19 protein-coding genes are annotated in these 20,802 nt (G+C 68.3%); 7 read left to right on the forward strand and 12 right to left on the reverse strand.

Annotation, left to right across the window (positions count from 1 at the left end; genetic code table 11):
• Positions 1 to 80: 80 nt before the first annotated feature.
• The 4 genes from H8R02_RS07965 (at position 81) to H8R02_RS07980 (ending at position 4,752) form a co-directional block, all read left to right on the forward strand.
• Positions 81 to 1,226, forward strand: coding sequence for an ABC transporter substrate-binding protein (locus H8R02_RS07965; RefSeq protein WP_255429227.1), 1,146 nt, complete (start codon positions 81 to 83; stop codon positions 1,224 to 1,226).
• Positions 1,227 to 1,314: 88 nt separating this feature from the next.
• Positions 1,315 to 1,794, forward strand: coding sequence for a CesT family type III secretion system chaperone (locus tag H8R02_RS07970; protein ID WP_187080853.1), 480 nt, complete (start codon positions 1,315 to 1,317; stop codon positions 1,792 to 1,794).
• Between the two features lie 214 nt (positions 1,795 to 2,008).
• Entirely contained in the window at positions 2,009 to 4,198 is a 2,190-nt protein-coding gene (locus H8R02_RS07975; RefSeq protein WP_187080854.1) for a regulator of G-protein signaling domain-containing protein, read from the forward strand.
• A 197-nt stretch (positions 4,199 to 4,395) separates the two neighbouring features.
• Positions 4,396 to 4,752: a hypothetical protein gene (locus H8R02_RS07980; RefSeq protein WP_187080855.1), complete on the forward strand. Its 357-nt coding sequence runs from the start codon at positions 4,396 to 4,398 to the stop codon at positions 4,750 to 4,752.
• A gap of 45 nt (positions 4,753 to 4,797) precedes the next feature.
• On the opposite strand, the gene H8R02_RS07985 is transcribed toward H8R02_RS07980, so the two are convergent.
• From H8R02_RS07985 to mltG, 6 genes are read right to left on the reverse strand one after another with little or no spacing between them, the layout of a single operon-like run.
• A complete protein-coding gene (locus H8R02_RS07985) occupies positions 4,798 to 5,448 on the reverse strand; it encodes an ankyrin repeat domain-containing protein (protein WP_187080856.1) in 651 nt (216 codons plus the stop codon).
• Complete coding sequence (locus tag H8R02_RS07990) at positions 5,445 to 6,263, reverse strand: TatD family hydrolase (RefSeq protein ID WP_187080857.1); 819 nt, start codon at positions 6,261 to 6,263, stop codon at positions 5,445 to 5,447. Before H8R02_RS07990 ends, H8R02_RS07985 begins: the two co-directional genes overlap by 4 nt.
• Positions 6,264 to 6,266: 3 nt before the next feature.
• Positions 6,267 to 6,629: a PilZ domain-containing protein gene (locus H8R02_RS07995; RefSeq protein ID WP_187080858.1), complete on the reverse strand. Its 363-nt coding sequence runs from the start codon at positions 6,627 to 6,629 to the stop codon at positions 6,267 to 6,269.
• Positions 6,626 to 7,651 carry a DNA polymerase III delta subunit-related protein gene (locus H8R02_RS08000; protein ID WP_187080859.1) on the reverse strand — a complete coding sequence of 342 codons (1,026 nt, stop codon included), beginning with the start codon at positions 7,649 to 7,651 and terminating at the stop codon, positions 6,626 to 6,628. The genes H8R02_RS07995 and H8R02_RS08000 overlap by 4 nt, the downstream gene beginning before the upstream one ends.
• Entirely contained in the window at positions 7,648 to 8,289 is a 642-nt protein-coding gene (tmk, locus tag H8R02_RS08005) for a dTMP kinase (RefSeq protein WP_187080860.1), read from the reverse strand. Before tmk ends, H8R02_RS08000 begins: the two co-directional genes overlap by 4 nt.
• Positions 8,286 to 9,281, reverse strand: coding sequence for an endolytic transglycosylase MltG (mltG, locus tag H8R02_RS08010; protein WP_187080861.1), 996 nt, complete (start codon positions 9,279 to 9,281; stop codon positions 8,286 to 8,288). The genes tmk and mltG overlap by 4 nt, the downstream gene beginning before the upstream one ends.
• Positions 9,282 to 9,330: 49 nt before the next feature.
• On the opposite strand from mltG, the gene ygfZ reads away from it, so the two are divergent.
• Positions 9,331 to 10,248: a CAF17-like 4Fe-4S cluster assembly/insertion protein YgfZ gene (gene ygfZ, locus H8R02_RS08015; protein ID WP_187080862.1), complete on the forward strand. Its 918-nt coding sequence runs from the start codon at positions 9,331 to 9,333 to the stop codon at positions 10,246 to 10,248.
• Here ygfZ and H8R02_RS08020 read toward each other — a convergent pair.
• Genes H8R02_RS08020 through H8R02_RS08030 form a run of 3 tightly spaced genes read right to left on the reverse strand, consistent with a single transcriptional unit; the run spans position 10,224 to position 14,206 of the window.
• Positions 10,224 to 12,428, reverse strand: a complete 2,205-nt coding sequence (locus tag H8R02_RS08020) for an O-antigen ligase family protein (RefSeq protein WP_187080863.1) — start codon at positions 12,426 to 12,428, stop codon at positions 10,224 to 10,226. The genes ygfZ and H8R02_RS08020 overlap by 25 nt on opposite strands.
• A 3-nt stretch (positions 12,429 to 12,431) precedes the next feature.
• A complete protein-coding gene (locus H8R02_RS08025) occupies positions 12,432 to 13,301 on the reverse strand; it encodes a YbgC/FadM family acyl-CoA thioesterase (protein WP_187080864.1) in 870 nt (289 codons plus the stop codon).
• Complete coding sequence (locus tag H8R02_RS08030) at positions 13,298 to 14,206, reverse strand: alpha/beta hydrolase (protein WP_187081113.1); 909 nt, start codon at positions 14,204 to 14,206, stop codon at positions 13,298 to 13,300. Before H8R02_RS08030 ends, H8R02_RS08025 begins: the two co-directional genes overlap by 4 nt.
• 86 nt (positions 14,207 to 14,292) lie before the next feature.
• Between H8R02_RS08030 and gbd the strand changes: the two genes are divergently transcribed.
• Complete coding sequence (gbd, locus tag H8R02_RS08035) at positions 14,293 to 15,429, forward strand: 4-hydroxybutyrate dehydrogenase (protein WP_187080865.1); 1,137 nt, start codon at positions 14,293 to 14,295, stop codon at positions 15,427 to 15,429.
• An 11-nt stretch (positions 15,430 to 15,440) separates the two neighbouring features.
• Here the strand turns inward: gbd and H8R02_RS08040 are convergent, their stop codons facing one another.
• The 3 genes from H8R02_RS08040 to H8R02_RS08050 all read right to left on the reverse strand — a co-directional run bounded on the left by H8R02_RS08040 (position 15,441) and on the right by H8R02_RS08050 (position 20,028).
• Complete coding sequence (locus H8R02_RS08040) at positions 15,441 to 16,505, reverse strand: acyltransferase family protein (RefSeq protein ID WP_187080866.1); 1,065 nt, start codon at positions 16,503 to 16,505, stop codon at positions 15,441 to 15,443.
• Positions 16,502 to 17,581, reverse strand: a complete 1,080-nt coding sequence (locus H8R02_RS08045; protein ID WP_187080867.1) for a patatin-like phospholipase domain-containing protein — start codon at positions 17,579 to 17,581, stop codon at positions 16,502 to 16,504. Before H8R02_RS08045 ends, H8R02_RS08040 begins: the two co-directional genes overlap by 4 nt.
• A gap of 116 nt (positions 17,582 to 17,697) precedes the next feature.
• Positions 17,698 to 20,028: a Tex family protein gene (locus H8R02_RS08050; protein WP_187080868.1), complete on the reverse strand. Its 2,331-nt coding sequence runs from the start codon at positions 20,026 to 20,028 to the stop codon at positions 17,698 to 17,700.
• Between the two features lie 117 nt (positions 20,029 to 20,145).
• On the opposite strand from H8R02_RS08050, the gene H8R02_RS08055 reads away from it, so the two are divergent.
• On the forward strand, positions 20,146 to 20,742 hold the full coding sequence (locus tag H8R02_RS08055; protein WP_187080869.1) for a hypothetical protein: 597 nt from the start codon (positions 20,146 to 20,148) through the stop codon (positions 20,740 to 20,742).
• The last annotated feature ends 60 nt before the right edge of the window (positions 20,743 to 20,802 follow it).

Here is a 20,802-nt window from a genome sequence, read left to right on the forward strand (position 1 = left end):
TATACCACGGCATACCTTGTCCGCGCCGGGGCGCTTCCTAGTATCGATCGCAAGGGATGCCTTCTGAAGGAGAGACCGAGATGACCCTGCGCCCACCCACCCGCCGCAACGCCATGGCCCTGCTGGCGGCCTGCGTTGCCTCACCCGCCCTGCGTGCCGCGGGCCCCACCAGTTCCAGCGAGATCGTGCTCGGCCAGTTCGCGGCCCACAGCGGCCCCGCGGCCGAGCTGGGCCGGCGCATGAAGGTCGGCATCGAAACGTGCTTCTCGGACGTCAATGCGGCCGGCGGCGTGCATGGCCGCACGCTTCGCCTCGTGGCCCGGGACGACGGCTACGAGCCCGAGCGCGCCGCGGCGGCGTGCAAGCAGCTGATTGCCGAGGACCGCGTTTTCGCGCTCATCGGCTCCGTCGGCACGCCGACCAACATCGCGGCCGTGCCCGCGATCAATGCCGAGGGCATCCCCCTGATCGGCCCCTTCACCGGCGCGCAGGCGCTGCGCGAGCCGTTCAACCGGAACATCTTCCACGTGCGCGCGAGCTACTTCGACGAGACCGAGCGCATCGTCGAGCACCTCACCACGCTGGGCAACCGCAAGATCGGCGTCTTCTACCAGAACGACTCGTACGGCATGGCCGGCCTGGCCGGCGTGAAGCGCGCGATGGACAAGCGCGGGCTGCAGCCCGCGATGGCCGCCACGGTGGAGCGCAACACGGTCGACGTGGCTGCCGCGCTCAAGCAGGTGCTCGCGGCGCAGCCCGAAGCGGTGGTGCAGATCAGCGCGTACAAGTCGTGCGCGGCGCTGATCAAGCAGGCGAGGGCGGCCGGCTACGGCGGGCAGTTCTTCAACGTGAGCTTCGTCGGCTCCAAGGCGCTGTCCGACCAGCTGGGCGATTCCGGGCCCGGCGTCGTCATCTCGCAGGTGGTGCCGTTCCCCTACAGCCCCGCGAGTGCGCTCGTTCGCGACTACCAGCTGCACATGGCGAAGGCCGGGCACAAGGAGCTGGACTTCTCGAGCCTCGAGGGCTACATCGCCGCGAAGGTGGTGGTGGAGGGCCTGCGCCGCGCGGGCAAGGCGCCCACGCGCGAGTCGCTGGTGGCCGCGCTGGAGACCTTCCAGCGCTGGGACGCGGGCGGGTTCTACCTGTCGTACAGCGCCGGCAACCATGAGGGTTCGCGGTTCACCGACCTGACCATCATCGGGCGGGAAGGGCGGTTCGTGCGCTGAGCGCGCGACGCTGCTCCTACCTAAGTCGGAAGACGCGCGCAGCGAGCGCGCTGACAATCGCGCCGCCTGAACCACTTGGGAGGATGCGATGGCGGCAGCCAGCTTCGAGGCTTTGTGCGCGGGGTTTTGCGAGATCGCGCGGGTGCCGGTGCCCGTGCTGAGCGCCGACGAGTTCGGCCGCGTCGCGTTCCACGTGGTGCTGCGCGGCGTGACGGTCAACGTGGTGCATTGCGAAAGCGCCAGCGCAGACCACGTTTTCCTCTTCTTCGACCTCGGGGCGCTGCCCGCGTCGGGACCCGGTGGAGTTGGCGCGCTGCAGGCTCTGCTCGACGGCAACTTCATGCTCGCGCACCCCACGCCCGTCTTCGCGCGCAACCCGTCCAACGGCAACGGTGTCGTGAAGCAGGTCTATTCGCTGTTCGAAGCGACACCGTCCGGCCTGCACCAGCTCGTGGGTGAAGGCATCGAGCGTGTCACGCGGTGGCGCGAGCAACTGGCGGATGCGGACACCAGCGCGGCGGCCGATTCGCAACAGGCCTTTTGCGCCGACCTGATGAACCGGGCCTGAGCGCCCTCGCTTTTTTTTTTGATTCACCACAGCTATGACACCTTCCAGCTCTTCAGCCGCGCCTTTCAACTTGCCAGTCGCCCCAACCAGTGTCCCGGCACGCGCCGCGGAAGGTGCGGAAAGTGCCCAAGGCGCCGACAAACCCGAAGGCACGCCGATCGGCGGCCTGAGTGCACCGGGTTCCGTGCCGATTGCGGGCGAGCCTTCGACCCGAATGAAACCGCCGAGACCCGAGCGGCGAGCGCGGCCCGCGCGGCTGTCCACCACTGCCGATCAAGGCGCACCCAACGACGAACCGCGCTCGCTTGGCGGCGAGACGAAGGCCGCAGAGCTATCACCCGTGGCGGCGTCCGCCTCGAGAGGTGACGTCGCTGCGGTTGCCGCGCAGCAGCCGTTCAAACCCGTGACCCTGGAGGCGTTCAAGGAATTCCTCGAAGAGCTGGACCAATTCGCCAAGACTCCCGACGCGGGCAGCGCGAAATTCCTCGTCGATACGGTTGCGACGATCGCTGTGTTCCAGCCGCACCACGCCGCCCTGGAGACCGCGATCAACGAAGCCGGCAACGACCCCACAAGCCTGCGGCTGGCAATCGAGCCATTGCGCAAGGCCGCGACGCCGGTCATGGATTTACTGGCCTTTCGCAGCAAGTTCCTCGATGCGCCATCGTTAGCGGAGAAGGAGCCTCTGGTTTCACAGCTGATGGCCCTCATGGATGCGTGCGTTGCCAAACCTTATCCCAGCGCTTACGAGACGAAGCGCGCCGCGGTCAAGGGCGATGTGACCGCGGCCAAGAGAGTCCAGATCGAGGCCCGCCAGAAGAACGAGACGAAGCTGTATCTCACCGAGGAGCTGGTGAAGGATCTTGCAGAGCTGTGCGAGCTCGCACTCCGGGAAAATCAGCAGCGGTCGGCCGGGCCGTCGTACGAAGGAAAGGACGTCCAGTCTCCAGGCTCTCGCGGCCGTCGGCTCGACCCCGGCGCCAGCGGCACTCGCGCTTCGTCGGTCGAGCGCCGCGGCAGCGGCATCATCACCGCCGCGGCGACCAAACGCCAGAGCTTTTTCGGGCAGGACCCGGTGAACGCCCGCTTCGAACGGGAAGTCGGCATACCCTTGTCCCAGCACTTCGTAGACGCCCACCATGCCGCCCAGGGGACCGACGCCGAACGCCAGTTTCTCTTCCTGATGGCGCTGCACCAATTCCTGGCGAATCCGGACGCCGCCGGCGCCAGAGGCCTGGTGACGATCTTCATCGCCAAGGGAGCGCGACTTGCGCTTGCGATGGAGGAGCAGGTAAGGACGGAACTGCTTCAAAGGGTCAGCGAGGCCGGCGAGGACGCGGTCGAGCTGGTCAAGGCCTTCAAGCCGCTGCGTGCGCCGGTGCAGCAAGCCATCCTGGACGCCGGCCTGCACACGCGCAGCCCCAACGCTGCGTGGGCGGACGCCAAGAAGCCGCACGGCCCGCGCGCCGAGTACGACGACTTCAGCAGGCGGCTGCGCACACCGCTTTGGCGCAACCAGCTGGAGGAGCTGGCAGGGCCGCTTCTATTCGAAGAGAACGTCAAGTTCATGCTGCTCTTCGACCGCTTTTTCGACCCCACAACGACGGACGCCGACCGAGCCGCCCTCTACAAGAGAATCGCCGACACTCACTTCTCGCAGCGCCGGATCACGCTGGCAATCGAGTTCGGCCTGGACCGTGCGAGTGTCGCCCAAGGGGTCTTGAAGGCCGCGCAGCACCGGACCGAAGGGGACGCGATTGCCCTCGACAGTCCGCTGGCCCAGGCGCTGTGGCGCTTCGGGATCGACATTGTCAAGTGCTACATCGACGGCCAGGTTGCAGAGCACCCTGACGCCTTCCAGGAAATCCCGGTGGAGTCGCCCAGCCACGGCAGGGGATCCAGCATCGGCAGGCGCTTCCTGGCGGCTCGCGCAGCCAGGCAAGAGCCGCCCCTGGGACCGCTGCCCGAACGCTTTTCCGCGATTTCTCCGGGATCGCGCTGGTTCAACCACATCCGCGACTTCGCGAAAGAGGGCAAGACCGAACGCGACTTCGAATTCCTCGAGGTGGTCGACAAGTTTCTGAGGCAGCCCGTGCCTGACTCGAACAGCAAGGCCGCGGAAAGAGAAAGGTACAAGGGCGAAGCGAAGATGATCCGTGAAACGTACCTCGTGAAAGGTTCGGCCAAGGAGCTCAACCTGGACGCCATCTTGCGGCAGGCGGTCGACGACGCATGGGCGGCGGCCGCAGGCGCGGAGCCAAAATTCGATGACTTCCGTCGCGAACTGGAAAATGCCAGGGATGTGGTCGTCGGCCTCGTGGACAAGAACCAGTACTACAGGTTCAAGCTCAGCCCACGGCCCGAGCAACTCCTGGCCGCCGATGCCGAAAGGCTGAAGAAGTAGGGCGCCCGTTCGCAACGCGATCGCAGCCACCGCAGCAGCCGGTTGAGGATGTACCCGAAGAAGACGCCAATACGGCGCTTTCCTCCCCGTTTAATATTTGACATAATACACATCGTATCAAGTATGATGCAGTTACGGCGACCCCACGTCCGGCGCGTTTGGCGGTAGAAAAACGACCACCAGCTCAGGGAAACACCATGCGCCTCGCATCCACCGTCTGCATCGCCGCCGCCGCCATCCTGGCCGGCTGCGCCACCCAGCCCAGCGGCCCTGCTGGCAAATACCTTGTCTACAAGGACACCGGCGGCCAGATCGTTCGCGTCTTCGACTATCCGAGCGCCGACTTCTGCGCGCGCGTCGAAAAGATGGCCGCCGGCGCCAAGTGCCAGCCGGACCCGGCCAGCACCGGCATGGGCGCGCAAGCCACGCTGCGGTACAACCCGCCGGGCCAGGTCGTCCAGGCGTACTACGCCGACCTGGCGCGCTGCCAGACCGAGACGCGCCAGCTGGGCGCCGGCGTCGAGGTCGTCACGGCCTGTACCGCCAAGCCCTGACACCGGCCCGCGCCGGGTACTTGAAGTTCCCGGCGCAAGCCCTTGTCACCATTTGCCTTTGTTCGGCTGCCGGGCGCGCGCGGCCGCGGCGATCATGTCCGCCACGTCCTGCCGGCCGGCCCGGTAGGCGAAGTCGATGGCGGACAGCCCGAGCTCGTTCTTGAGCGCCGGGTCCGCACCTTCGTCCAGCAGCAGCTTCACGGCCTCACGCGTGCCGTAATGCGCCGCCATCATGAGCGGCGTCGACTTGTTCGGCGACTCGGCGTCGATGAACGCGTGGTGCTCCAGCAGCAGCCGGATGATCTCCAAGTGCCCGCCGGTGGCGGCGTAATGCAGCGGCGCCCAGCCCGGCTTGTTGACGTCGGCGTCCCGGGCGATCAGCTTCTTCACCAGCGCCGTTTCGCCCTTGAGCGCCGCGATCATGAGCGCGCTTTCGTCCTGCGGCGAACGCCATTCCACCTGCGTCTTCGGGTGCGAGATCAGCACCTCGGCGACCTTGGGCGACGGCTCCTTCACGGCCAGGAACAGGCCGTGGACGCCCTTCGGGTCCAGCGTGTTGGGGTCGAAACCCCGGTTCAGCAGCTCGACCATGGCCGAGGGGTTGTCGTGCTTGATGGCGATGAAGAAATCGTCGTAGCTACCGGCTTGGCTGGCAGAAAACCAAAGCAGGGCAACGAGATAAAGCAGCCTCTTCATGCGATGGATGAAGTCTTGCCGACGCCGAAAAGCCGCTCGAAGTTGGTGCTGGTCACCGCCCCAACCTCTTTCTGCGTCATGCCGCGAACCTCGGCGATCTGCTTCGCGACGTAGGGCACGTAGGCGGGGTTGTTCACCTTGCCGCGGTACGGCACGGGCGCGAGGTAAGGGCTGTCGGTTTCGATCAGCATCCGGTCCAGCGGCACGAACCCGGCCACCTCCCGCAGGTCCGCCGCGTTCTTGAACGTGATGATCCCGGAAAACGAGATGTAGAAGCCCAGGTCCAGCGCCGCCCGCGCCACTTCGGCGGTCTCGGTGAAGCAGTGGAAGACGCCGCCGGCCGAGCCTGGGGAGCCGTCCTCGCCCTCCTCTTTCAGGATAGCGATCGTGTCCGCCGACGCCGCGCGCGTGTGGATGATCAGCGGCTTGCGCACCTGCTGCGCCGCGCGGATGTGCGTGCGAAAGCGCTCGCGCTGCCAGTCCAGGTCGCCGATGCTGCGGCCGCCCTTGCGCTCTTCCATCTGGTAATAGTCCAGCCCGGTCTCGCCGATGGCCACCACCTTGGGCAGCGCCGACAGAGCCTTGAGCCGCTCGACCGTCGGCTCCTCGATGTCCTCGTTGTCCGGGTGCACGCCGACGCTGGCCCAAAAGTTGTCGTAGCTGGTCGCGAGCTCGTGGACGGCCGGGAATTCCTCCAGCGTCGTCGTGATGCAAAGCGCACGGTCGACCTGCGCCGCGGCCATGGCCGCGCGGATGTCGGCCAGCCTCGAAGAGAGCTCCGGGAAGCTCAGGTGGCAATGGGAATCGACGTACAAGGCCTAGATCGTCTGCGTGGGGCGCTCGGAGGCGAGGTGGCCGCCGAGGATTTCCTCGATCTTCGCCTTGAGCAGCTTGGACTTCTCGTCCGAGGGGAAGCGGATGCCGACGCCTTGCGTGCGGTTCGCCGCGGCGCGCGGCGGGGTCACCCACGCCACCTTGCCGGCCACCGGGTAGCGCTGCGGGTCGTCCGGCAGCGACAGCAGCACGTAGACGTCGTCGCCCAGCCGGTAGTCCCGCGTGGTCGGGATGAACACGCCACCGTCCGCGAACAACGGGATGTAGGCGGCATACAGCGCGGCCTTTTCCTTGATCGCCAGCTGGATGACGCTCGGGCGCGGGGTGGTGGGTGACGGGTTGCTCATGGCGACGGCTGGAGCCGCGAGTTTACCGGCGCGGCCAGTGCGGCGCGAGCGCGGCTGACCAGGGATTCGAGTAACAGTCCCGCGTTGAAGGGGTGTTCGGCCGTCCGCGCTTCCTGCGCCAGTTCGCGCGACCAGGCGGTGAGGGCGGCGACCGACCCCGCCTTGGGCAGGTCACCACGCTCGAAGAAGCGCGGCTCGGCGCCACACGCCACGGCCAGCAGGTCGTGGCAGAGCTTCTGAAGCGCGTCGATCGCCTCGGCGGGCGACCAGTCGCCCAGCACGGCCACCTCGCCGCGTGCGACGGCCTTGGGCAGTTGCGCCCAGGTCTTGGGGTCGCGCCCCGCGGCTTTCAGGCGCAGGGCGTCTTCGGGGCGGCCGCCCGCGGCGCGCAGCAGGCCCGGAGCTGCGGTGGCGGCAACGCCCTGCTCCTGCAGCCACGCCTGCGCATCGGCGCCCTGCGGCCACACCATCGTGTGCGCCAGGCAGCGGCTGCGGATCGTCGGCAGCAACTGGTGCGACGCCTCGCTCGCGAGAACGAATCGCACGTCGCCCGGCGGCTCCTCCAGCGTCTTGAGCAGGGTGTTCGCCGTGATGTGATTCATGCGCTCGGCCGGATACACCAGCACTGCCTTGCCGCGCCCGCGCGCGCTGGTGCGCTGCGCGAACTCGACCGCGTCGCGCATCGCCTCGACGCGGATTTCCTTGCTGGGCTTGCGCTTCTTGTCGTCGATGTCTTTCTGCGACTTCTCGTCGAGCGGCCAGCCGAGCTCGAGCAGCACGGTTTCCGGCATCAGCACGGCGAGGTCGGCATGCGTGCGGACCTCGACCGCGTGGCAGCTCTCGCACTGGCCGCAGGCGCCGTCGGCGGTGGGGCGCTCGCACAGCCATGCCTGCGCAAGCGAAAGGCCGAGCGTGTACTGGCCGAGGCCGGAGGCGCCATGCAGCAGCCACGCGTGCCCGCGCTGCGCGAGCAACGTGCGCAGCTGCGCGGCGATCCAGGGGGCTTGGGCTGCGGCGCTCATGCGATCCATCCGCGGCTCTTCACGGCGGCTTCGACCGCCCGCCAGACTTCGTCGCGCGGCCGATCGGCGTCGATCCGCGCAAATCGCGCCGGTTGCTCCGCGCACCGCCGCGCGTACCCCGCAGCCACGCGAGCAAAGAACTCCGCCGGCTGCGACTCGAACTTGTCCGGCACGCGCGCGCCCGCGAGCCGCCGGGCCGCCACTTCGGGCGCCAGGTCGAACCAGATCGTGAGATCGGGCTGGCGCACGCCGCCGGGCACGGCCGGCACCGTTTGCACCCAGCGCTCCAGCTCACCGAGCACCTGCAGGTCGAACCCACGTCCGCCGCCCTGGTACGCAAACGTGGCATCGGTGAACCGGTCGCACAGGACAACGTCGCCGCGCGCCAATGCCGGCTCGATCACCTGCAGCAGGTGGTCGCGCCGAGCCGCGAACATCACCAGCGCCTCGGTCAGCGGGTCCATCGGGTCGTTCAGCGCCAGCGCCCGCAGCTTCTCCGCGAGAGGCGTGCCGCCGGGCTCGCGCGTGAGCACAACGGTGCGGCCGGCCGCACGCAGCGCCGCCGCGAGCGCGTCGATGTGCGTCGACTTGCCCGCCCCGTCGATGCCTTCGAAGCTGATGAAGATACCCTGCCTCATTGCCCGCGCTGGTACTTGTTGACGGCCCGATTGTGCTCGTCGAGGTTCTCGCTGAAATGGCTGGTGCCGTCGCCCTTCGCGACGAAGTACAGGAACTTGCCCGGCGCGGGATGCAACGCCGCGTGCAAGGATGCCTTGCCCGGCATCGCAATCGGCGTCGGCGGCAGGCCGGGCCGCGTGTACGTGTTGAAGGGCGTGTCGGTCTGCAGGTGCACCTTCTTCAGGTTGCCGTCGAACTTGTCGCCCAGGCCGTAGATCACGGTCGGGTCGGTCTGCAGCGGCATGCCCACTTTGAGGCGGTTGTTGAAGACGCTGGCCACCAGCGTGCGGTCCGCTGCCTTGCCCGTCTCCTTCTCGACGATGCTGGCCAGGATCAGCGCCTCGTCCGGCGTCTTGGCCACGGCGTCCGGCGCGCGCTGCGCCCACGCTTCGGCCAGGCGCTTGTCCATGGCACGCAACGCGCGCTTGAGCACCGCGACGTCGCTCGAACCCTTCGAGTAGGTGTAGGTGTCCGGGAAGAAGCGCCCCTCGGGCGCCACGCCGGGGCGGCCCAGCAGCGCCATGACGGCCGCGTCGTCCAGCGACTTCGTTTCCGGCTTGAGCTGCTCGGCCGAGGCCAGCGCCGCGCGCACCTGCCGCCAGTTCCAGCCTTCCACGAAGGTCACGGCGCGCAGGCTTTCCTCGCCACGCGCGAGCTTGTCCAGCAGGCGCTCGGGCGTGATGCCGGTCTCCAGCTCGTAGCTGCCCGCCTTGATCTGCCGGCCCTGCCCCGAGATGCGGAACCAGTAGTAGAGCAGTTGCGGCTGCACGTCCACGCCCGCGTCCCTGACCGCCTGCGCCACGTTGCGCGGCAGCGTGCCGGGCTCGATGGAAAGGTCCACGGTGGGCGCGGGCAGCGCCAGCGGGTGGTGCACCCACCACCACGCCCAGCCGCCGGCGCCGAGCACGCCCAGCGCAGCCGCGAAGAAAAGCCAACCCAGGAAGCGACGCACCGGACCCTACGCGATATATGCAATTGAACGGCCCATGATAATTGAGGCCATGTCCGCACTCCTCAACGGCATCGCCCCCGTCCCGCACCTGGGCGTGATCGCCGCCCGCGGCGAAGAGGCCGCCAGGTTCCTGCACGCGCAGCTGACCAACGACTTCGCCTTGCAGCGCGACAGCGAAGCACGGCTGGCGGCCTTCTGCACGGCCAAGGGCCGCATGCTGGCCAGCTTCATCGGCATCCGGCGTTCGGACGGCGAGGTCCTGCTGGTGTGCAACCGCGAGGTGCTGCCGGCTGCGCTCAAGCGTTTGTCGATGTTCGTGCTGCGTTCGAAGGTGAAGCTCAGCGATGCGACCGGCGAGTTCGAGCTGCGCGGCATCGCGGGCGACACGCTCAAGGCGCTGGCGGGCGGGCCCGTGGAGCCGTGGCAGAAATTCGATCGCGGCGCGGCGTCCATCGCCGTGCTCTACCCCGCCGACGGCCAGCCACGCGCGCTGTGGGTCGCACCGGCGGGCGAGCCGCCGCCCGAAGGCCCTGCGCTTTCCACCGAACTCTGGCGCTGGGGCGAGGTGCGCAGCGGCGTCGCCGACATCACGCCGCCCATCGTCGAAGCCTTCGTGCCGCAGATGCTCAACTACGAGTCCGTCGGCGGCGTGAACTTCAAGAAGGGCTGCTACCCCGGCCAGGAGGTCGTCGCGCGCAGCCAGTTCCGCGGCACGCTCAAGCGGCGCGCGTACATCGTGCATTCGACGGCGGCGCTCGCCACCGGGCAGGAAGTGTTCCACGAGTCCGACCGCGAGCAGCCCACCGGCGTCGTCGCCGAGGCCGCGCCCGCGCCGGGCGGCGGCTGGGACGCGGTCGTGTCGATGCAGGTTTCGTCTGCCGAAGGCGGGCGGCTCACGGCCGGCGGCCCCGACGGCGCGCCGCTGGAGCTGCAGCCCCTGCCCTACTTGCTGCTCGCCGACGTCTGAGCCGCCTGCGCCTGCGAGCGCAGCTGCGGTGGCACCTTCGTCAATACGGCGGCGCGCTCTTCGAGGGTCGTGGTGGCCTGCACCGCGAGGCGGTAATAGCCCAGCGCCTTGGCCGGGTCCTTCACGTCGTCGAGGTACATCTGCCCGAGCTGCAGCAGCCCTTGCAGCTTCGTGACCGGGTTCTCCTTCATCCGCAGCTGGATCGCGCGTTCGGCCAGCGCATAGTCCTTCGCGCGCACGGCAAGCGTGAAGGCCGCGTTCTGCAGGTCGTAGTCGGAGATGCCTTCCTCGATGGAACGCTTGCAAAGCTGGTACGCCTGCGCCTCCTTGCCCTGCCTGGCGAGCAGGATCACCTCCAGCGAGCGCACGGCCGGCGCGTCGGGCTGCAGCTTCTTCGCGCGCTCCAGGTACTCGACGGCCTTGTCCAGCTGGCCCAGCACCGAATAGCCGCGCCCCACGTTCGTGATGATGGCGGTGACATAGGGCCGCGACTTGAGCACGCTTTCCCAGATGACGACGGCATTGCGCCAGTCTTCCCACTTGGCGAGTTCGTCCGCGACGATCGGCGTGAGTTTGCGGTAGTGCGGGTTGAGCTGCACGCCCTCGCTGGTGAGCTGCAGCAGCCGCGCCTTGGTCTCGTCCCAGCGCGACGCGTTGACGTCGCCCGAGGCGCTGATCGTCATGGCGAGCCGCGCCGCCTGCACGATCTTGCGCTCGCTCGTCGCCGCGCGGTCGGTGATGAACGCCGCCAGTGCGAGGCAGGCGAACGTCACGCCCATCGCAAGGTAGCCGTCGTCGCGATGCCAGGGAACGTCCTGCACGGAGGTGCGGCCTTGCAGCCCGAGACGCGCGTCCGACGCGGCGAGCAAGCCGAGGCACAGGGCGAACAGCGCGCCGGTGACGGCCATGCGCCACGGGAAGCCGATGCTGCTGCAGACGAAGAGCGCGAAGACCGCCGCCAGTGCCATCGCTCGCAGCGGTCCTTCCTCGTCCCCAGCCAGTTGCCACGTCCGCCGCGTTGCCTGCAGCAGGTAAGCCGCCAGCAGCAGCAGGAAGGCCCAGCCCACCAGGCCGTACTCCGCAACGAGTTGCAGGAACTCGTTGTGCACGTAGTAGTCGGTCTCCAGCTGCGCGCCCTTTTCCTGGAAGCGCGGCACCTGCACTTCCCACGCGCCGGCACCGACGCCGGTGACCGGCTCGGCCGCGATCACGCGCGCGGTGGCCTTCCACATCAGCATGCGCAGGCCCAGCGAGTGGTCGTCCGGGCGGATCGTGCCCGTGCGGCCGATACCGCGTGCGAGCGCGGTCGTACCGCGTTCCTCGTCGAGGATCTTCTTGTTGCCCGACGGCACCAGCCCGAGGCCGACCACGACGATGAGGAAGGAGGCGATGGCGAGCAGCCGCTGCCCCTGCGACCACGCCCGTAGTTGCAGTTGCGTACGGAAGCGCCACGCAATCAAGGGGAGCACGGCCAGCAGCAGCAGCCAAGTGGCGAGCAGCGCGGCGCGCGTGCCCGTCATCAGGATGGCCAATACGGTGAAACCCGTCGTTGCGGACAGCAGCGCAATCGAAACCGACGACCGCGCACGAGCCAGCAGCCACGCGCCGAACGGCAGCGTGCACACCGCGAACTCCGCGAAGAAGTTGCGGTTGACGAAGGTCGAGCCCGGGTTCGGCCCTTGCGGGAACAACTGCAGGTCCGCCCAGAACTGCAGCGCCGTCCAGAGCGATGCAACCACGCCCCCGAGGTGGATGCCCCACGCGAGCACCGGCGCGTTCTCGCGCGTGAGCGTGTTCAGCGCGAGCCACGCAATGAGCGCGAAGACGAACCACCGCACCGCCTCCACCCCCGCCAGGTAGGTATGCGACCAGGCCATGCTGCCCAGCGCATAGGCGCACAGCAGCAGCGGCAGCCACAGCAGGGCATGCCAGCGCAGCGGCGCATCGCTCTTGCGGATCCTGAAGAAGAACAGCATCGCGGTCAGCAGCGCGCCGAAGGACACGACGATCGACTTGAGGGTGTCCTGCAGCATCTCCTCCACCGGCGAGCCGAGCGCGGGTGCGAGGATCATCATGGCGGCCAGCAGCCACAGGGCGCTGCTTGCCGCCACCGCATTCAAATCGGGGGTTGCCGCAGGCGCGGCCGTCGCCGCCGGTGCGGCGTGTTTCTTCTTCGCCATCGTTCAGTGCGCCAGCGGCAGGTCGCCGTGCATCTCGACGTGCGGGATGCCGGCTTCCTCGAAAGGCTGGCCGTGCACGCGGAAGCCGAGCTTGGCGTAGAACTTCTCGGCGGTGCGCTGCGCGTGCAGCACGATGAGCTTGTCGCCGGCGGCGTGCGCCTCCTGCGCCAGCGCCTTGAGAACCGCCTCGCCAAAACCGCACCCGCGCAGCACCTTGTCGACCGCCATGCGGCCGATCTTCACCTTGCCGTCGCCCTGGCGCAGCAGCCGGCCGGTGGCCACCGCGCGGCCGAGGCGGTTGTACGCGACGGCATGCACGGCGTCCTTGTCGGCCTCATCCCATTCGAGGTCGGCCGGGATGCGCTGCTCGTTGACGAACACCTCGGTGCGGATACGTTGCGCGTCCGGCCCCAGCTCGCTCCAGCGGCCGGTCTTCACCTCGATCATCGGCTCGCCGGCTTCGAAGCCCGTGAGCATCTCGCGCAGCTTCGCGGGCACGGGCTTCGACGTCTGCGTCTCGGGATTGGCGAACACGTAGATCAGCTCGCAGGTAATCAACAGTTCCTCACCGCGGAAGATGGCGCCCAGGAACTGGATGGACGAATTGCCGATGCGGCCGCACTTCATGCCCACGTCCAACATGTCGTCCATGCGCGCGGAGGCGTTGAACTCCACCGTCGCCTTCTTGACGTACAGGTCGCCGTCCAGCTGGTGCATCGACTCCTCGTACGGCATCGCCAGGGCACGCCAGTAGTCCGCCACCGCCGTGTCGAAGTACATCAGGTAGTGGGCGTTGAAGACGATCTTCTGCATGTCCACCTCGGCCCAGCGCACGCGCAGGCGGTGGAAGAAACGGAAATCCTGTCTTTTCATTCGAAAGCCTTCGCGAGGGCGGCCGCCGCATCCGCGTGCGCCTGGCGCGCCTCGCGCAGCGCCCGCCCCATCTTGATGAATTCATGCGTGACGCCGCGGTAGATCTCCAGGTCCACCGCCACGCCTGCCGCCCGCAGTTTATCCGCGTAGGCGATGCCGTCGTCCACGAGCGGGTCGCACTCGGCCAGGCCGAACCACGCGGGCGCCACGTCGTCCACGTCCGGCGCGTTGAGCGGCGCGAAGCGCCAGTCCGCGCGGTCGGCGTCGTCGATGTAGTTGCGGAAGAAGTATTCGATGTGCGCCTGCTCGAGGATCAGGCCGTGGCCGTAGCGCAGGTGCGAGGGCGCCTCCTGGCGTGCGGCGCAGCCGGGGTAGAACAGCAGTTGCAGCTTCAGCGGCAGGCGCGCGTCGCGTGCGAGGATCGCGCAGACCGCGGCGAGCGTGCCGCCGGCGCTGTCGCCGCCGACGGCGAGCCGCGACGCATCGACGCGCAGTTCGCCCGCGCTCCCAGCCACCCATTGCAGGGCCGCCCACGAATCGTCCACGGCAACCGGAAAGCGCTGCTCCGGTGCGAGCCGGTACCCCACCGACACCACCGCGCAGCCGGCCAGCCGCGCCAGTTCCCGGCACAGGGTGTCGTGCGAGTCGACGCTGCCGATGGTGAAGCCGCCGCCGTGGAAATACACGAGGGCCGGCAAGGTCTCGTCGGACGGTGCATAGAGGCGCGCCGGAATGGCCGCGCCACCGCTGACAGGCACCTGCAGCTCTTCCACGCGCGCCAACTGCGCCTTCGGCACCTCGAGGATGCCCGCCCCCTGCTCGTACGCGGCCCGAGCCTGTTGTGGTGAAAGCGTGTGCATCGGAGCGGCCGACACGCGCGACATGCGCTCGAGGATGGACCGCATGGGCACGGTGAGCTGCGGGTATTCGGGCAGGAACACGGGTTCGGGGTTTGGCTTAAAGTCGGGCGTTCGATCGTACAGGTGCAATCATGGCCTTCATTTATTACGTCACCCAGGTGCAGTTCGACTTCGGCGCGGTCAAGCTGCTCAAGCAGGAATGCGAGCGCGTCGGCATCACCAGGCCGCTGATCGTCACCGACCCCGGCGTCAAGGCCGCGGGCGTGCTGCAGAAGGCGATCGACGCGATCCCCGGCCTGCCGTACGCAGTGTTCGACCAGACGCCGTCGAACCCCACCGAGGCGGCGGTGCGCGCGGCCGCGGAGATCTACAAGGCCAGCAACTGCGACGGCCTCATCGCGGTGGGTGGCGGCTCGGCCATCGACTGCGCCAAGGGCGTGGCGATCGCGGCCACGCACGAAGGCCCGCTCACCCACTACGCCACCATCGAGGGCGGCTCGCCGCGCATCACGGACAAGGCCGCGCCGCTGATCGCGGTGCCCACCACCAGCGGCACGGGCAGCGAAGTGGCCCGCGGCGCCATCATCATCGTGGACGATCACCGCAAGCTCGGCTTCCACTCCTGGCACCTCGTGCCCAAGACCGCCATCTGCGACCCCGAGCTCACGCTGGGCCTGCCGCCCAAGCTGACCGCCGCTACGGGCATGGACGCCATTGCGCACTGCATGGAGACATTCATGGCGGCTGCGTTCAACCCGCCCGCCGACGGCATCGCGCTCGACGGCCTGCAGCGCGGCTGGGCGCACATCGAGCGCGCCACGCGCGACGGCAGCGACCGCGAGGCGCGGTTCAACCTGATGAGCGCGTCGATGCAGGGCGCGATGGCTTTCCAGAAGGGCCTGGGCTGCGTGCATTCGCTCAGCCACAGCCTGGGTGGGGTCGACCCGCGGCTGCACCACGGCACGCTCAATGCGATGTTCCTGCCGGCCGTCGTCAACTTCAATGCATCGGCCGAGTCGGTGCGCAAGGACCAGCGGCTGGAGCGCATGGCGCATGCGATGGGCTTGAAGTCGACCTCCGACATTCCCGAGGCGATCAAGGACATGAATGCGCGTCTCGGTTTGCCCTCGGGGCTGGGCGAGATGGGCGTGCAGCGCGAGTGGTTCGACAAGATCATCAAGGGCGCGCTGGCGGACCATTGCCACAAGACGAATCCGCGCGAGGCGAGCGCGCGGGATTACGAGGAGATGCTGGCGGTGTCGCTGTGATGGATTGCGGGTCAAGCCCGCAATGACAGCCGTCGCGCCCAGCGGCGGAACGGGCGTTCGACCCAGCGCTCGCTGAACGTGGCGAGCATGCACGTGATCGCAAGCACGCCGACGAGCAGCGCCACGCGCCGCCCGGTTTCCATGCCGGGCGCCGCAGGCAGCCAGAACCACAGGAACGACCACATCACGATCGGGTGCAGCAGGTAGCAGCCGTACGTGACGTCGCCCAGCCAGGCCGCGAGATCGCGCATGGAACCGGGCACCCTCACCTGCCCGCTGAAGAACACCACTGCGAAGCACGCGGTGAACAGAAGCGCCCCACGCACGCCGAGCAGCTCGTCACCGGCCTGGTGCGGCATGAGCAGGAAGAGCAGCACGCCCATCCCCAGCCACGTCGCCAGTCCCACGCCGATCGGAAGCCCCAGGTCCCGCTCGCGCCGCAGGTGGCCGATGATGCAGCCGCCGAAAAAGTACGCGGCGAAACCGGGCACCTGGTGGTAATCCACAACGCCGTCGGTCCAGCCCTTCGCGCCCACGGTCCCGTAGATCCACGCCCACTGCAGCAGCACGAGCGCGGCGAAGAGTGCGTTGCGCCACAACGCGTTGGGCAGCACGCGCGTGATGAGCGGGAAGAACAGGTAGAACACGAACTCGATGCCGAGCGACCAGCCGCCGATCAGGATGGCGGTGAGCGCCGGGTCCCACAGCCCGAACGCGAAGGTGGCATTGAGCGCCAGCCGTTCGGGAATCGCACCCGGCCAACCGCCTGTGTGCCACGCCAGCATCGCGAGGTACAGCGGGCACAGCAGCAGGTACAGCGGCGCGAGGCGCATCCACCGCGCGAAGAGGAAGCTCGCCATGTTGCGCGCGCCGCGCACGCGCGCCGCGTCGTAGTTGTAGGCGAGGCTCGCGCCCGAGAGCACGAAGAACAGGTAGACGCCGTAAGTGCCCAGCGCCGGCAGCTCCACGATCTTCAGCCAGTAAAGCAGGTGGTAGCTTGCGACCGTCAGCGCGCACAGCCCGCGCAGCAGGTCCCACCCGAGCACGCGCGCGTCGGCGCCGCCCTCGATGCTCACAAGGGACCCACGTGCTTCAGGTCCGGCTGCTCCAGCCACGCGGCGAATTCATCGGCGAGCTGCCGGGACGCGCCCACTGCTTCGTTCCACACTTTCATGCGAGCCTGCAGGTCGGTGCCATAGCGCGGGAAATCGGTGCGGTCCGGCAGCTTCGCGTTCGGCAGCTTCAGCACCCATTCGGGGTTCGGCGCGAGGACGATCGTGTTGTCCAGGAAGCTCGTGGGCCTATGGCGCCACTTGAAGCCCTTGTCCAGCCAGCCGGGCACCACCGCCTTCTGGAAATGCGGGTACAGCACGATGTCCGCGCCGTGCAGCGCGCGGTAGTTCAGGTGCAGGTGGTAGTCGGTGATGCCGCCGTCCCAGTACGCGCCCGGGGGCGCGCCGGGGATGTCGTGGATGGCCTTGAGCACGAAGGGGATCGAGCAGCTGGCCTGCAGGGCCGCGTTGAAGTTCTCTTCGGAAAGCGGCACCTGCCGCGTGCGGTAGTCGTGCGTGGCGAAAGGCAGGTCGGTGACGCCGGGTGCGGAAAACACCACGCGCTCCAGCCATGCGCCCATTGCCTTGCGGTGCACCGTGTTGCTCAGGAACGCGCCGAGATAACCCAGCGGCGTGCCGAGCTTGTGCTCGCGGCGCAGTACGTGCCGGCCGCGCGAGGTGACGATATGGAGTTTGTAGCGCGGGTGCTGCAGCACCTGCGCGATGCGGCCCCCGTAGAAGGATGCGAGGTTCTCGCCGAACTTCTCGCTCACGTGTTCGGCCGTCGGTGCCTTGCGGCCGGGGGGCAACTCGTAGTCCTGCGCGATGTAGTCGCGCTCCAGGCGTTCGAAGGCGGTGACGGCTTCATCGAGGCATGCGGTCGCCATGCGCCACGCGCCGATGGACGCGCCGACGAGATGCACGGGCTGCTGCGATCGCGTGAGCCACTCGCCGAAGATGAAGCGGTCGAGCGGGCCGAGGATGAGGCCCTTGGGACCGCCTGCGGCGCCCGGGACGACGCCGATGTCCTGCGGGCGCAGGCCCTGCTGCTCGATGTGCTTGCGCGCGAGCGGGCCGGCGTAAATGCGAAGCGCTTGCATGGCCGCGATTGTGTCATTGCGCGACGCGCTGTCACCCCGGACTTGATCCGGGGCCCATCGCCGCGCGGTGACACGCACCGATGGATTGCGGGTCAAGCCCCCAATGACAATACCTGCTACTTGCGAAGGCCTTGCAGTTTCGCGAACGCGCCCTGCATCGCCGAGCCCAGCTGCTCCTGCCGCGGCGCGCGCTGCCCACGCGCCATGCCCTCGAACCGGTTGCTGCCGCCGCCTTGCCGCGGCGCCTCGCCCAGCTTCATGGTCAGGCTGATGCGCTTGCGGGCCGCATCGACCTCCAGCACCTTCACCTTCACGATGTCGCCGGTCTTCACCACCTCGCGCGCGTCCTTGACGAACTTGTGCGAGAGCTGGCTCACGTGCACGAGGCCGTCCTGGTGGACACCGAGGTCGACGAACGCGCCGAAGGCTGCGACGTTGCTCACGGTGCCTTCCAGCTCCATGCCGGGCTGCAGGTCCTTGATGTCGTCCACACCTTCGTTGAAGCGCGCCACCTTGAAGTCCGGCCGCGGGTCGCGCCCCGGCTTTTCCAGCTCGCCGAGGATGTCCTTCACGGTGATCACGCCGAACCTCTCGTTGGCGAAGAGCTCGGGCTTGAGCGTCTTGAGGATTTCCGCGCGGCCCATCAGCTCCTGCACCGGCTTCTTCGCCTGTGCAAGGATCTTCTCGACGACGGGATAGGTTTCCGGGTGCACGCCCGTCATGTCCAGCGGGTTGTCACCGCCGCGGATGCGCAGGAAGCCCGCGCTCTGCTCGAAGGTCTTGGGCCCGAGGCCGCTCACCTCCAGCAGCTGTTGCCGGCTCCTGAACGCGCCGTGCGATTCACGCCAGCGCACCACCGCCTTCGCCACCGCGCCGGACAGGCCCGACACGCGCGACAGCAGCGGCACGCTGGCCGTGTTCAGGTCCACGCCGACGGAGTTCACGCAGTCTTCCACCACCGCGTCCAGTGCGCGTGCCAGTTCGCTCTGGTTCACGTCGTGCTGGTACTGGCCCACGCCGATGGACTTCGGCTCGATCTTCACCAGCTCGGCCAGCGGGTCCTGCAGGCGCCGCGCGATGCTCGCCGCCCCGCGCAGGCTCACGTCCACGTCGGGCATCTCCTGCGCGGCGAATTCGCTGGCGGAGTAGACCGAGGCGCCCGCTTCGCTGACGACGACCTTGTCGATCTTCGCGCCTTCGCCGTGCGAGGCGAAAAGCTTGATGAGGTCCGCGGCCAGCTTGTCCGTCTCGCGCGACGCCGTGCCGTTGCCGATGGCGATCAGGTTCACGCCGTGCTTGCGCGTGAGCAGCGCCAGCGTGTGCAGCGAACCATCCCAGTCGCGGCGCGGCTCGTGCGGGTAGACGGTCGCGGTCTCCACCAGCTTGCCGGTGGCATCCACCACGGCCACCTTCACGCCGGTGCGGATGCCGGGGTCCAGTCCCATCACCACGCGCGGACCGGCAGGCGCGGCGAGCAGCAGGTCGCGCAGGTTGTCCGCGAACACCTTGATCGCCACCTTCTCCGCTTCTTCACGAAGGCGCGCGAACAGGTCGCGCTCGGTGGAAAGCTGCAGCTTCACGCGCCACGTCCACGCCACGCATTTGCGGATCAAATCGTCGGCCGCGCGCGCCTTGTGGCTCCAGCCGAGGTGCAGCGCGATCTTGCCTTCGGCGATCGACGGCTTGCCAGGCTCCGGCTCCTCCGGCAGCGCGAGCTTCGCGTCGAGGATTTCAAGCGCACGCCCACGGAACACGGCCAGGGCACGATGCGAAGGCACGCGCCCGATCGGCTCGTCGTAGTCGAAGTAGTCGCGGAACTTCGCGACGTCCGCGTTGTTCTCGTCCTTGCCTGCAGCCAGCTTGGACTTCAGCAGCCCTTCGCTCCACAGCCACTCGCGCAGCTGCTGCACCAGCGCGGCGTCTTCGGCCCAGCGTTCGGAGAGGATGTCGCGCACGCCGTCGAGCACGGCGCCAACGGTGGTGAAATCCTCGCCGCCCTCGCCCTTCTCCTTCTTGACGAAGGCCGCGGCTTCCGCCTGCGGGTCCAGCGTCGGGTCCGCGAACAGCTTGTCCGCAAGCGGCTCGATGCCGAACTCGCGCGCGATCTGCCCCTTGGTGCGGCGCTTCGGCTTGTACGGCAGGTAGAGGTCTTCCAGCTCCTGCTTGGTCGGCGCGGCCTCGATGGCGGCGCGCAGCTCGCGCGTGAGCTTGCCCTGTTCCTCGATGCTCTTGAGCACCGCTTCGCGGCGCTCCTCGAGCTCGCGCAGGTAGCCCAGGCGGTATTCCAGCTCGCGCAGCTGGGTGTCGTCGAGGCCGCCGGTGGCCTCCTTGCGGTAGCGGGCGACAAATGGCACCGTGGCGCCGCCATCGAGCAGCTCGACCGCGGCGCGCACCTGCTGCTCCTGCACGCGGAGTTCGGCAGCGATCTGCCTCAGGATCTTCAACATATCTGTAACAACCAAAAGGGGAACTCTCCCGAGGGAGCGCGCGAGTTTGCCACACGGCGCGGACAGCGAGACGGCATGTGCGCCGACAAGGTGCCAGCGCGGCCATACCAACAATCCATGAGCAACACCGCTGGGGAGAATTTCATGCGCGCCCGTTTCACGCTCATCGTCCTGGTCCTGCTGGCTGCGGCCGGTTTCGTCGCCCTCAACATGGGCGAGTTCTCGCGCAGCACGCCGCTGAATTTCGGCATCGCCACCGTCGATGCATCGCTCGGCTGGGTGATGCTCGGCTTCGTGGTGCTCATCCTGCTCGCATCGATGCTGACCGGCGCCATCGCCGAGACGCGCAACTTCGTCGACTTCCGCGCGCAGGCCAAGGAGATCGAGCGGCACCGCGAGCTCGCCGACCGCGCCGAGGCTTCGCGCTTCACCGAGCTGCGCACGTACCTCGACGCGCAACTGAAGGAGATGCGCCAGCGCGACGCCATCGCCGCCACCGAGCTGGAGAAGGCACGCCTCGAACACCAGCGCGAGCTGCGCGCGCAGCTCGACGCGATGAACCGGGTGCTGGCCACGCGCCTGGGCGAGCTGGAGCGCCGCCTGGACGGCCGGCCGGTGAGCGTGCCGCCCTCGACGCTCGCCGCGGAGGACATCCCGGTCGTGGACGAGCGCCCGACGCTCGGCGACCGCATGCGCGCCGCGATGCGCCGCTGAGGATGGGCGTGCCGGGCTGGACGCAGCCGGCCCGCCCGGCTCGATCCGGGGACATCCAGG

It is taken from the genome of Ramlibacter albus, from assembly GCF_014297445.1.
Classification (GTDB): domain Bacteria; phylum Pseudomonadota; class Gammaproteobacteria; order Burkholderiales; family Burkholderiaceae_C; genus Ramlibacter; species Ramlibacter albus.

Excerpts from the sequence above, each read along its gene's own strand:
- H8R02_RS07965 (WP_255429227.1), top strand. The coding sequence starts at position 81 with ATGACCCTGCGCCCACCCACCCGCCGCAACGCCATGGCCCTGCTGGCG.
- H8R02_RS07970 (WP_187080853.1), top strand. The coding sequence starts at position 1,315 with ATGGCGGCAGCCAGCTTCGAGGCTTTGTGCGCGGGGTTTTGCGAGATC.
- H8R02_RS07975 (WP_187080854.1), top strand. The coding sequence starts at position 2,009 with ATGAAACCGCCGAGACCCGAGCGGCGAGCGCGGCCCGCGCGGCTGTCC.
- H8R02_RS07980 (WP_187080855.1), top strand. The coding sequence starts at position 4,396 with ATGCGCCTCGCATCCACCGTCTGCATCGCCGCCGCCGCCATCCTGGCC.
- H8R02_RS07985 (WP_187080856.1), bottom strand. The coding sequence starts at position 5,448 with ATGAAGAGGCTGCTTTATCTCGTTGCCCTGCTTTGGTTTTCTGCCAGC.
- H8R02_RS07995 (WP_187080858.1), bottom strand. The coding sequence starts at position 6,629 with ATGAGCAACCCGTCACCCACCACCCCGCGCCCGAGCGTCATCCAGCTG.
- H8R02_RS08000 (WP_187080859.1), bottom strand. The coding sequence starts at position 7,651 with ATGAGCGCCGCAGCCCAAGCCCCCTGGATCGCCGCGCAGCTGCGCACG.
- tmk (WP_187080860.1), bottom strand. The coding sequence starts at position 8,289 with ATGAGGCAGGGTATCTTCATCAGCTTCGAAGGCATCGACGGGGCGGGC.
- ygfZ (WP_187080862.1), top strand. The coding sequence starts at position 9,331 with ATGTCCGCACTCCTCAACGGCATCGCCCCCGTCCCGCACCTGGGCGTG.
- H8R02_RS08020 (WP_187080863.1), bottom strand. The coding sequence starts at position 12,428 with ATGGCGAAGAAGAAACACGCCGCACCGGCGGCGACGGCCGCGCCTGCG.
- H8R02_RS08025 (WP_187080864.1), bottom strand. The coding sequence starts at position 13,301 with ATGAAAAGACAGGATTTCCGTTTCTTCCACCGCCTGCGCGTGCGCTGG.
- H8R02_RS08030 (WP_187081113.1), bottom strand. The coding sequence starts at position 14,206 with ATGCGGTCCATCCTCGAGCGCATGTCGCGCGTGTCGGCCGCTCCGATG.
- gbd (WP_187080865.1), top strand. The coding sequence starts at position 14,293 with ATGGCCTTCATTTATTACGTCACCCAGGTGCAGTTCGACTTCGGCGCG.
- H8R02_RS08045 (WP_187080867.1), bottom strand. The coding sequence starts at position 17,581 with ATGCAAGCGCTTCGCATTTACGCCGGCCCGCTCGCGCGCAAGCACATC.
- H8R02_RS08050 (WP_187080868.1), bottom strand. The coding sequence starts at position 20,028 with ATGTTGAAGATCCTGAGGCAGATCGCTGCCGAACTCCGCGTGCAGGAG.
- H8R02_RS08055 (WP_187080869.1), top strand. The coding sequence starts at position 20,146 with ATGAGCAACACCGCTGGGGAGAATTTCATGCGCGCCCGTTTCACGCTC.